Source organism: Actinospica durhamensis, assembly GCF_018139695.1.
In the GTDB taxonomy this organism is placed as follows: Bacteria; Actinomycetota; Actinomycetes; order Streptomycetales; family Catenulisporaceae; genus Actinospica; species Actinospica durhamensis.
The window spans coordinates 1-9,495 of sequence record NZ_JAGSOG010000306.1; the positions used below are offsets into that span (position 1 = coordinate 1).

9 protein-coding genes are annotated in these 9,495 nt (G+C 67.6%); 6 read left to right on the forward strand and 3 right to left on the reverse strand.

Annotated elements, in window-relative coordinates; all coding sequences use genetic code 11:
- The 3 genes from KDL01_RS35290 to KDL01_RS35300 all read left to right on the forward strand — a co-directional run.
- The coding region (locus KDL01_RS35290) for a Mu transposase domain-containing protein (protein WP_438802009.1) at nt 1–889 on the forward strand (889 nt) is incomplete at its 5' end.
- Entirely contained in the window at nt 886–1,695 is an 810-nt protein-coding gene (istB, locus tag KDL01_RS35295; RefSeq protein WP_212533044.1) for an IS21-like element helper ATPase IstB, read from the forward strand. The genes KDL01_RS35290 and istB, both read left to right, overlap by 4 nt.
- On the forward strand, nt 1,692–1,985 hold the full coding sequence (locus tag KDL01_RS35300; RefSeq protein WP_212533045.1) for a hypothetical protein: 294 nt from the start codon (nt 1,692–1,694) through the stop codon (nt 1,983–1,985). The genes istB and KDL01_RS35300 overlap by 4 nt, the downstream gene beginning before the upstream one ends.
- 17 nt (nt 1,986–2,002) lie before the next feature.
- Here KDL01_RS35300 and KDL01_RS35305 read toward each other — a convergent pair whose 3' ends face one another.
- The 3 genes from KDL01_RS35305 to KDL01_RS35315 form a co-directional block, all read right to left on the reverse strand.
- Nucleotides 2,003–2,557, reverse strand: a complete 555-nt coding sequence (locus KDL01_RS35305; protein ID WP_212533046.1) for a hypothetical protein — start codon at nt 2,555–2,557, stop codon at nt 2,003–2,005.
- Between the two features lie 123 nt (nt 2,558–2,680).
- Nucleotides 2,681–3,187, reverse strand: a complete 507-nt coding sequence (locus KDL01_RS35310) for a hypothetical protein (protein WP_212533047.1) — start codon at nt 3,185–3,187, stop codon at nt 2,681–2,683.
- Nucleotides 3,188–3,671: 484 nt separating this feature from the next.
- A complete protein-coding gene (locus KDL01_RS35315) occupies nt 3,672–4,868 on the reverse strand; it encodes a DUF8548 family protein (RefSeq protein ID WP_212533048.1) in 1,197 nt (398 codons plus the stop codon).
- Nucleotides 4,869–5,049: 181 nt separating this feature from the next.
- Between KDL01_RS35315 and KDL01_RS35320 the strand changes: the two genes are divergently transcribed.
- From KDL01_RS35320 to KDL01_RS35330, 3 genes are all read left to right on the forward strand, one after another.
- Nucleotides 5,050–6,336 carry a tyrosine-type recombinase/integrase gene (locus KDL01_RS35320; protein WP_212533049.1) on the forward strand — a complete coding sequence of 429 codons (1,287 nt, stop codon included), beginning with the start codon at nt 5,050–5,052 and terminating at the stop codon, nt 6,334–6,336.
- Between the two features lie 113 nt (nt 6,337–6,449).
- Nucleotides 6,450–7,922, forward strand: a complete 1,473-nt coding sequence (locus tag KDL01_RS35325; protein ID WP_212533050.1) for a serine/threonine-protein kinase — start codon at nt 6,450–6,452, stop codon at nt 7,920–7,922.
- A 153-nt stretch (nt 7,923–8,075) separates the two neighbouring features.
- A complete protein-coding gene (locus tag KDL01_RS35330; RefSeq protein WP_212533051.1) occupies nt 8,076–9,413 on the forward strand; it encodes an NACHT domain-containing protein in 1,338 nt (445 codons plus the stop codon).
- Nucleotides 9,414–9,495: the final 82 nt, after the last annotated feature.

Sequence of the window (9,495 nt, forward strand, 5' to 3'; positions counted from 1 at the left end):
GGGCGGGGTGGAGCACGAGGGCGGGCGGTTTCGCCGCAAGCACCTGGTGCCGGTGGCCGAGGTGGACTCGCTGGCCGAGCTCAACGAGCGCCTCGAGCGGATCGATCTGGAGGAGGAAGCCCGGTTCGTGCACGGGAATCCGGCCACGGTCGGTTTCCGCTTCCGCGAGGAGGCGTCGTTGCTGCACCCGTTGCCGGCCGAGGAGTTCGACTGCGGGCTGACCCTCACACCGCTGGTGCGCAAGGACTCCCGGGTGGTGGTGCGCCAGTCGTACTACTCGGTGCCCGCCCGGTTCATCGGTGCGCGGGTGCGGGTTTCGCTGCGGGCGAACGATCTGCTGGTGTTCGACGGGCCGCGCGTCGTCGCGCGCCACCCCCGGCTCACCCACCGGTATGCGCACAGCGACGTGCTGGATCACTACCTGGAGATCTTGAACGTCAAGCCCGGCGCGCTCGCCGGGTCGGCCGCCCTCGCCCAGGCCCGCAAACAGGGGGCGTTCACCGCGCTGCACGACGCGTATTGGGCGGCGGCGCGCAAGGCCCATGGGGATGCGGCCGGGACCAGGGCCCTGATCGAGGTGCTGCTGCTCTACCGGCGGATGCCGAAGGACGCGGTCGACGCCGGGCTGCGGGCGGCCGTGCAGGCCGGGGCGAGCAGCCCGGAACTGGTCGCGATCGAGGCGCGCAGAGCCGAAGGGGACCAGGGCGCGCAGGGCGTCGAACCCGCCCCGGCGCAGCCCGCCGACCAGGGCGAGGCGTCGACGCCCGGCAATGTGCTCACGCTGCGCCCGCGCCAGCTCTCGCTTCCCGCCGACCGCCGCCCGCTGCCCTCGGTCGCCGCCTACGACCAGTTGCTGACCTACCGTTCGAAGGGAAGTTCCGCATCATGAGCACGACCGTGTCCCCCGAGGCGCTGCCGAGGGCGCGCAAGGCCGCCCCGGCGAGTGACCCGCTGGATGTCGCGATCGACGAGGCCTGCCGCGCGCTGCACCTGCCCGCGATCCGCGCCGGTTTCGAGGAGCACGCGCAGGCCGCGCTCACCGAGCGCTCCTCCTACAAGCAGTTCCTCGCCGACCTGCTCGAGGCCGAGTGCGACGACCGCGACCGGCGCCGCCGCCTTCGCCTGGTGCGTGAGGCGTGTTTCCCGAGGCCGAAGCGGATCGAGGACTTCGATTTCACGGCGAACCCGAACGTGGCTCCGGAGGTGGTCGGCACGCTGACCGATCCGGCGTGGGTGCGGGCCGGCAAGCCCTTGTGCCTGATCGGGGACTCCGGTACGGGCAAGTCGCATCTGCTCATCGGGATCGGCACCGCGATCGCCGAGGCCGGGCTGAAGGTGCGCTACACCACCACCGCGGCGCTGGTCAACGAGTTGGCCGAGGCCGCCGACGAGAAACAGCTGGCCCGCACCATCGCCCGCTACAGTAAATACGACCTTTTAGCCCTGGACGAGTTCGGGTATCTGGATCTGGACAAGCCCGGGGCGAACCTGCTGTTCCAGGTCTTCACCGAGCGCGAGGAGTGCCGCTCGATCGCGATCGTCTCGAACGCACCGTTCAGCGAGTGGAAGAACACCTTCACCGACCCGCGCCTGTGCGCCGCCGTGGTCGATCGCGCCACCTACAACGGGGTGATCATCATGACCGGTGAGGACTCCTACCGGCTGGCGGCCACCCGCGCGAGCCGGGCCGCATGACCGGACCGGCGCCATGGCGCGGGCAGCCGGGCGGGTGCTGGGGCGGTGCGCCGCCTGGCGCCGACGCGGTCGCGCTCGGCCCCGAACACGCCGCCCGGCTGCTGCATCTGCTCCGGGACCTGGGCCGGTGCTTCGAAGACGCCGACGGGCAGTTCGCCGAGTTGCTGGACGAGCATTTCGGGTTCGCCCCCGCCGCCGACACCTACGCCGCCGCACTCGAGATCGAGGTCGACGACCTGCAGGAAGCCCTCGATGCCTACACCTACCCCTTCCAGGCCCACGCCGGCTGAACGCACTCCTTACCCCTTCAACGCTCGCCGGTGGCTGCGGGGGAGGCGCCCGGCGTGGGCACCAGCCCCTGGTCCTGCGGGCGCGCGATCAGCGCCCATGGTGCTGCGGGCAGAGACAGGTGAAGTACTGTGCCGGCGGAGCCGTAGGGTCCGTAGACGGCGAGCTTGCCGTCACACGGGTTCGTGAAGGGCCCGATGACTGCGCGCCCCGCTGTGCAGGCCACGTAGAACGTCGTTGGGCTGGACAGAGTCAGGCGACCGTCTTTCGCATCCGCGCTGAAGTCGAACGCCGTGTCCAATCCGGGCCCGGCCTTGTGCGCGACGACCTCGGTGAGGTCCGAGACCTGCTGCTGGAGCGCTTGCTGGTGACGTTGGGATGACCAGTGCGCCGCGTAGATTCCGCCCGCAACAGCCGCGAGTACGCTCACGAGCGCCGCGGCGGGTAGCCACCATCGGCGATGCCTGTGCGCGGTGGGCGCCTCCACCGTCTCGGCCGACGTGAAATCGAGATCGAGGTCTGTCTCCGGCCCGGAATCGTCCGCATCGTCGGGGTCGTGCACGTCGTTGTTCAACCTATCGCCCTTCTCTGTCTAGCACGTATCCTGAGGTAGACCCGGGCGCCTTGGCTAATTCTGGTAGCCAAGACGCCCGGTTCGTGCGTTCGCCGTTAAAGCTCCGTCGTCATCGGCATGGAGCTAGGAGTGGACGCCCACGCAGTTGCCTCCGCTGTACTGGCCGAAGGCGTTGAAGGTCAGGTACGAGCACAGCTCGCCGGCCTCCAGGGTCCGCTCGGGGTCGTCCTGCCAGCCGCCGCTGCTCTTCAGCTCGCTGCACGACATCACCGGGCTGGTGTTGTTGTAGTTGCTGTTTCCGGCGTTGTTCCACAACATCCATGAAGCCTGCACGGTGCAGCCGGAGTAGGTCGGGAACCAGTCGTCGGTGCTCGCCGGCGGGTTGTTGTAATCGGAGACCTGGACGACGATCCAGTTCACACGGAGACCGGAGCCGTTGACCTCGGTGCAGATCTTGGTCGCATCGGTGTCGTCGCCGATGAACACGTTCCCGGAGCACTCGGTGGCGCTCATCGGGTGCACGAGCGACGGGCTCGAACCCGTCGCCGCGGACGCGACGCCCGCCAGGGACAGCGGGAACGCGAGCATCACCCCCGCCACGCTCATGCGCAGGGCGCTCTTGCTCAACACGTGATTTTCCTCCTATGTCAGGTCACGACGACGTGCCTCCGCTCCGCCGGTCAACCCTCTTTACGGCATGCCGAAGGGCCCCCAGGGTGACAAAGGAAACGGTTCGCGATATGGGTAGATACCGGTTTACCAGTATCTTCGAACCCTGAGTCTTATAGCGGACTAGATACCCGTCAAGGAGCAAAGTGATGTCGCCGGATGGTGTGGGTGGACTCGCGCAGACGTCCCCGGACGCGCTCGACGTGCTCTACCGCGCGCGGAGGCGCCACTGTGAGGCCTGATACAAAAAGGCGGCGTGATAATCACCACATCGCACATCCAGTGATGTCTAACCCCGCGCCCGGCATCGATTAGCGGCAGCCTCAGCACAAGTGGCCGGACCTACCCGGTGCTTGCCGGTCAGGGACAAGCCCCGGGAAGGCCCGAGGCCACCACCGTATCCACCCACCCGACACGACACGCCCACCTCACAGCTGACTGCGTGTCACACCGGGTGGAAATCACCCGAACAGGGGTGGGTCCCAAAACTCTGCCCAACCCATCCTCCCACTCCGACGACCTGCCACCCATTCAGCCCCACGTGGGTCCAGCACGACTTGCCCAAGTGGGCACGAAACACCCTGCCGAAATCACTGTCTGCCTCGTACTCCTCGGCGTTGGCAGCGCAGCGGGCGACGGTGGCTTCCAGGAACCTGAGGATGTAGGTGATCGGGAATTCGCGGTCGATGCCTGCGGTCGGGGTGTCGGGGAAGCGGTCGGGGTAGGCGCGGGTGAGGGCGGATTCGAGTTCCTTGAACTCCGGCAGGCCGAGAACGACCCCGCCTTCATAGTCGTGGCCGACGCGGAGGAAGGGCCGGTAGAACGAGGTGGGTATGAGGTTGTACTCGGCGAAGGCGGGCATCGCGGCCCCGATGAAGGCCCGTGCGGCCGTCTTGAGGTGCTCGCGGGTGGATTGCGGGTCGTGGGTGGCGGCGCGGCCGGACTGGTACTCCCAGATTTCGTGGTCCAGTGCCCGGGGGTCGACGTTCATGCGGGTGGCGGCGGCTTGGACGAGGGAGGCGACGTCGTCCGGCGTGAGCGTGTCCTGCTCGAGTCCGAGGGCCGTGGCGGTGAACCTTCTGACCATCCGATCGGGTTTGACGTCGGGAAGTCCGAGGAGCATGCGCAGATACCGCCAGGAGATCCCGGATCCCTGGCCGGGCACGGTGCGCCAGGCCTGTTGAGCGCTGCGGCCCAGGTCAGTGCCGTCGGCGGCCCGGAATTGCTCGGCGGCGTCGATGCCGAGTTCTTTCAGTAGCGACGCGGCCGTGTGGACGGCTTCGGCTTTGCGTGTTGCGCCCGGCTGCGTCGAGACGCGGTTGCGCGTGCCGATCGTGTCGATGAACGCGTCGATGCCGCCCAGTCGGTCGTAGAGGTCCAGCAGGTCGGTGAGGGAGTCGTTGGAGGCGTCCGCCTGTTCCAGGCGCCTGAACCCGCGATATCGGCCGATCACTCCGCGGGTGATCGGGTAGCGGGTGCCGATGGACCAGATCGCGTCGATCACCGCGAGGGCGATGCCCTCGGGGTAACCGGCCACTCCGGTCCACTTCTCGGGCGGCGGAAGCAGGCGTGAGCAGGCGGCCACGAGTTTTTCGACGTCGTCGCCGGACTCGTCGGCAAGGGGCCCGGTCTCGTCAGACATGCGATTTCCTCCACGGGAGCGCTCGGCACACTCTCGCACGGTGCCCGGCATGATCGCTGTGCTTTCAGCATTCCCGGGGACCGCCGCCGCCTTCGAGTCCGGCGGGCGCACGCCGTCGTGGACCAGAAGGTCTATGGACAGGCCGATGACCTCGGTTCATGATCACAGTATCGGAGTGTTCGTGGCTGGTGTCGTGATGGCGTACGTGGAGCGGTGCGGGAAGGTGTGGCGGGCACGGTGGCTGCTGGCCGACGGGCGCCGGTACGGCAGCCGGTCCGGGTTCGCGGTCAAGTGGGAGGCGAAGCATTTCGCGGACGCCCGCGAGGTCGCCGAGCGTGCCGCGGCGCAGGCCGAATCGGTCTCTGGGGTGACGCTTGGGGCGTGGTGGGAGAGGTGGCTGCCGGCCCAGGATCTGGCGCCGGCGACGCTGGAGAACTATGCCCAGCAGTTCCGGCGGCACATCGCCCCGCGCTTCGCCACCGTCGCGATCGGGCAGATCACGGCTCTGGATCTGGCGGGGTTCGCGCGCGGGCTGCGCGGGCGGGGGCTGTCGCCGTCGAGCGTGTCGGTGGTGATGAGCGTGCTGCGGGACCTGCTGGCGGACGCGGCGGCGGACGGGATGATCGCGGCCGCGCCGGCGATGCCAGGGCGGGGGCGCAACCGGCGCGGGCCGGGCCCGGGCAGGGCGGGGCGTGCGCTGGAACTGGAGGCGGTTCTGGAGGTGTGTGCGCGGCTGGCGCCGCAGGACGCGCTGATGGTGATCGTCGCGGCGTTCACGGGGATGCGGTGGGGCGAGGTGTGCGCGATGCGTTGCGCGTTCCTGCACCTGCCACAGGCGGACACCGGACCCGGCGAGGGCGACGCGGCGTGGTACGAGGTGGACGCGCGGATCGGCGCGGTACACGAGGACGTGCACGCGCGCCGGTTCTTCGGGCCGCCCAAGGGCGGGCACGGGCGTACCGTGGACCTGCCCCCGTTCCTCGCCGCAGCACTGGCCGGGCACATCCAAGCCACAGCTGGCCGGGAGTTGCTGTTCGTCAACGCCCGCGGTGAGCCGATCCGCCACTCCGACTGGCTCGCCCGGTGGCACCCGGCGTGCGACGGGGTCACCGGGCGCGGCAGGCCGGCTCGCGCGCGCACCGGGCCGTGCCCGGGGGCGCGGTTCCACGACCTTCGCCACACCCACGCGACCATGCTCGCCGAATTGGCCGTCCCCGAAGCGCTGCGCGACGAACGCCTCGGACACCACCCACCGGGCGTGCGCAGCCTCTACACCCACACCACCTCCGCCATGCGCGCCGCGATGCTCTCGCAGCTGGAGAGGCGCTGGATACAGGTGGTCGCGCGGGCCGGGCTCGATATGGAGCGCGTTTTCGTGGACCGCGGCGGCGACGCGGTCGCGCGGTACGGCAGCAGGAGTTCGGGCTCTTCCAGCGCGCGGTGTGGGCGAGAGGCGGCGGCCGGATGATGCGGCGCGACAGTCGGCGCGTCTCGCCTCCTTGAGTGTCGGAGGCGTAAGGCATCATGGTCGACAGGGATGGTGTCGCAGCCGCCGATGGAGACAGGGACGTGGGGTGCAGGGTGGAAAAGCTCGTACTCACCAAGGTGTGGGAACTCGGCGATGCGCTCGATAGCGACACAGGAGGCTTCGGCCGCGTCTTCCAAGCCAACTCGCCTGACGGCGTTCCGGTCGTGGTCAAACTCATCCCGAAGGCTCCGGGAGCCGAGCGCGAGTTGTTGTTCGACGGATTCGGCAAGCGCAACGTCGTGCCGATCCTCGACTCCGGCGAGCACGGGCAATTCTGGGCGATCGTGATGCCGCGCGCGGAGAAGTCCTTGCGCCGCCACCTGGAGGAGCGCGGTGGCTCCCTCCCGCTGGACGAGTGTGTGAGGGTATTGCTGGACATCGCCCAGGCGCTGGCCGATCTCGACGGTCAGGTAGTGCACCGGGATCTCAAGCCCGAGAACGTGCTGCTACTCGACGGTGCATGGCGCCTGGCGGACTTCGGCATCGCGCGCTACGCCGAGGCGGCCACCGCGGCTCAGACATGGAAGCTCCACGGAACCTCTGCATACGTGGCTCCGGAGCGGTGGCGTTCCGATCGGGCGACGATCGCATCAGATGTCTACTCGCTGGGCGTCATCGGATTCGAGCTGTTCAGCGGCCGAACTCCTTTCCTCGGCCCGGAGGCATCCGATTTCGCTCGCCAACACCTGCATGATCCGGTCCCGGCTATGCCGCATGCGCCAGCCCAGTTCGCTGCCTTGATCAACGAGTGCCTTTACCGGGGGGCGCAAGCTCGACCGACTCCCGCGAACCTTTGCAACCGCCTCGAGGGCATCGCGCAGGCCCCGGCCATCGACGGCTTGGCTGCGCTCGCCGAGGCAAACAGAGCCCACGTCGCGCGCGTCGCGGAATCCCAGCGAAGCGAGTCCAAGCAGCAGACGGAGAGCGAGCGGCGCCAAGAACTGTTTGAGGCTGCCAGGGCCTCTCACCGATGGATCGCCCAGACCCTGGTGGTCCGGCTGAAGGGTGCGGCATCTTCTGGCGAAGACCGCGTTCACGCGGACGGCGGCGTCACCTTCAGCCTTGGCGATGCGAACCTCTACATGACGGGCGCAAGTACCGCGCCCCAGGCGACGAACGCCCGGTTCGATGTCATCGCGCGCGCCACAGTCCTGCTGTCCTTCGCAAACGGCCGGCACGGCTACAAGGGGCGCAGTCATTCACTGTGGTACTGCGATGCCCAGAGCGCCGGCGAGTACTACTGGTACGAAACGGCGTTCATGCACACCCCCTACCCGGGCTTCGCCATGTCATCGACGTTGGAGGACATTGATCCCTTCTCCCTAGACCCTGGCACGGACGCCTGGGCCGCAATCAACCCGGGCATCGCCAGGACCCAGCTCGCGTGGCCCTTCAACCGCATCGAGCCCACAGCGCCCGACGAGTTCATCACGCGCTGGGGAAACTGGCTCGCAGCCGCGGCCGCCGCCCAGCTCACCCATCCCTCCTCCATGCCCGAGCGCTCCACCGACAACTGCCATCGCTGAGCGGGCTGAGTTGGCGAGGATCTCACCGGCGAGGCGGCGGCGCATCGGCGATGGATCTGCCAGATCTGCACCTGCTCGATCGACCCCCTGGTCGGACGGCTCAGGCAACGCCCAGCGCGTCCGCTAGTACACGGCAGACAAGAAAAGGGAAGGATGGCCGTGCCGGAGAGCCGCTTCAAGTACCTCTACGAGCGCCTGGGAGATCATGACTTCCAGCAACTGGTGGGCGCCCTGCTCAAACTGCAGTTCACCGACTTCGTCCCGCTTCCACTGCGGCAGAAAGATGGCGGGCGCGATGGAGTCGACCCGTCCAGACTCCTGGTCTACCAGGTGAAGTGGTCGGTGAACGGCCAAGAGAAGGACCCCGTGTCGTGGCTGGATGCGGAGATCAGGGGCGAGTCTGACAAGATCAAGCGCTTCGCAGCTGAGGGAGTGCGGAGGTATGCCCTCGTCACGAACGTCGCCAGCACGGCGAAGCCGAAGACCGGAACGTTCGACAAGCTCAATGCGAAGCTCAAGGCGTACTCGAAGGAGTACGGGCTCGAGATGTCGTGCCTTTGGCGCGAGGCGCTCAATGCAATGGTCGACTCAGCTCCGGTCGAGACCAAGTGGGCCTACGCGGACATGTTGGCTGGCTGGGATTTGGTCCGTTACCTCTCCAGCGAGCACGTGGAGCAGGGCAGGGCCTCTGAGCTTCGGGACTTGCTGCGGCTGGTTGCCGCAGCGCAGTGGCGGAAGGACGAGCGCATCAAGTTCAGCCAAGTTGATCTTGACCGCGAGCATCTCGCCGACTTGTTCGTAGATGTACCCGCTGAGCGGATCCATGCAGCGCGGAGGGCTTCGCTCGACGGCGCGGACGGTCCGGAGCTCGGTGGCGCTGCCGAGTATCTAGCAAGCAAGTCGATTCACCCGTTCACCTTGGTGCTTGGTGCGCCGGGACAGGGGAAATCCACGCTGAGCCAGTACGTCTGCCAAGCCTTCCGTATCGCCTTCCTCCCAAGCCAGATAAGGGCGGCCAGTAGCCTGCCTAACATCAAGGAGCCGCGGTTTCCCATTCGGCTCGATCTTGGAGACTATGCCGCGTGGATCGAGGGTTACGACGTCTTTGACGAGTCGGATAGCACAGAGCTCAAAAAGGGCAGGCGGCGGTCAGCGGCTCAAAGCACCATCGAAGCGTTCATGGCCGAATTGATGGCGCATGCTAGCGGACGTGACACCGTCAGCACGACCGAAGTACAGGAACTCTTCCAACGCGTGCCGAGCATTGTCGTACTCGATGGACTCGATGAGGTCGGCAACGTCGCAGACCGAAAGCGCGTCATCCGCGAGATCGACCTCTTCTGTGCGCGAGGCAGGTCGTATACGGTCGGGCCGAAGGTCATCGTAACCTCGCGCCCAAACTCTGCAGGACTGCCAGAGCCGGATCCCGATGTCTTCGAGACCATCCCCTCTCTGACAGCCTCGGCTGAGACACCCGGTTTATCGGGTTAGTCTAGATGGGCGAGACAGGAGCACCCCCGGCATGGCCAGCACGACCGATCACGAGCACGACCCGGCGCCGCGCCCGAAGCGT